The sequence below is a fragment of the Streptomyces sp. NPDC006476 genome (genome assembly GCF_040612015.1).
GTDB classification, from domain to species: domain Bacteria; phylum Actinomycetota; class Actinomycetes; order Streptomycetales; family Streptomycetaceae; genus Streptomyces; species Streptomyces griseorubiginosus_B.
The window spans coordinates 1-1112 of sequence record NZ_JBEXPK010000324.1 but is presented as its reverse complement, the minus strand read 5'-3'; the positions used below and the strand labels follow the sequence as shown (position 1 = coordinate 1112).

The following is a 1112-nucleotide window of genomic DNA, read 5'->3' as shown; positions in this document are numbered from 1 at the left end:
TGTACTGACCCGTGAGGTTGGGGACGCGGCTGGCGGGTGGTTGCCCTTTCAGTGCGGTGTGTCCGCGGTGGTGATTGTAGGTGTGCAGCCAGTGCGGGAACGCTTCACGGCGCTCGGTTTCGGAGCGGTAGGGACGGGCGTAGGCCCACTCCTCCAGCAGGGTGCGGTTGAAGCGTTCGACCTTGCCGTTGGTCTGGGGCCGGTAGGGCCGGGTGCGCTTGTGGGTGATCCCGGCCGCTGCCAGCGCGTCGCGCCAGTCGCGTGAGCGGTAGCAGGAGCCGTTGTCGGTCAGTACCCGCTCGACGGTGATGCCGGCCTGGGTGAAGAAGGCGTGGGCCCGCTGCCAGAAGCCGGTGGCGGTCTCCTTCTTCTCGTCTGCGTGGATCTCGCTGTAGGCGAGGCGGGAGTGGTCGTCGACGGCGGTGTGCAGGTAGCTGTAGCCGAGGTTGGGGCGGCCGTGACGGGTGCGGGGCCGTGCGGGGTCGCGGTGTGCGGAACTGTTCCGGCTGCCCTGGGCCCTGCCGTGGGCCTTGTGTCCGCCGCCGTCGGGGATGTTGCCCAGCTTCTTGATGTCGACGTGGACCAGTTCGCCGGGCCGGTCGCGTTCGTAGCGGCGCACGACACGGCCGGTGGCCCGGTCCAGATGGGACAGGCGGGCCAGACGGTAGCGGGTGAGGACCCGGTGCACGGTGGAGGGCACCAGGCGCAGGAAGTGCGCGATGCGGGCCGGTCCCCACCGGCGCAACAGGCGGACCTTGATGATCCGTCGCTCGGTGCGGGTCGGAGTGCGGCCAGGACTGCGGCGCGGGCGACTGGAGCGGTCGGCCATGCCGGCCTCGCCGAGCTGCCGGTAGCGGTCGGCCCACCGCTGGGCCGTGGTGGGCGAGACCTGGAAGCGTTCGGCGGCCCGCCGCAGCGGCCAGCCGTCGTCGACGACGCAGCGGGCCAGGCGCAGGCGGCCGGTCTCGGTCAGGGGTGCATTACGGTGGGGCACGAGGGCCTTTCTGTCGGTGTAGACGTCGCAATCCACACCGAACGGGAAGGCCCTCACCCGTTCAAGATCCCTCAGCTGAGACCTGGCTCACCCGTCCACAACCTCCCGAGACAGAACA

1 protein-coding gene is annotated in these 1112 nt (G+C 70.4%); it reads right to left on the bottom strand.

Annotated elements, in window-relative coordinates; all coding sequences use genetic code 11:
• Positions 1-994 (bottom strand): IS481 family transposase (locus ABZZ74_RS54335; protein ID WP_356951473.1); only part of this gene is annotated, 994 nt, incomplete at its 3' end.
• Positions 995-1112: the final 118 nt, after the last annotated feature.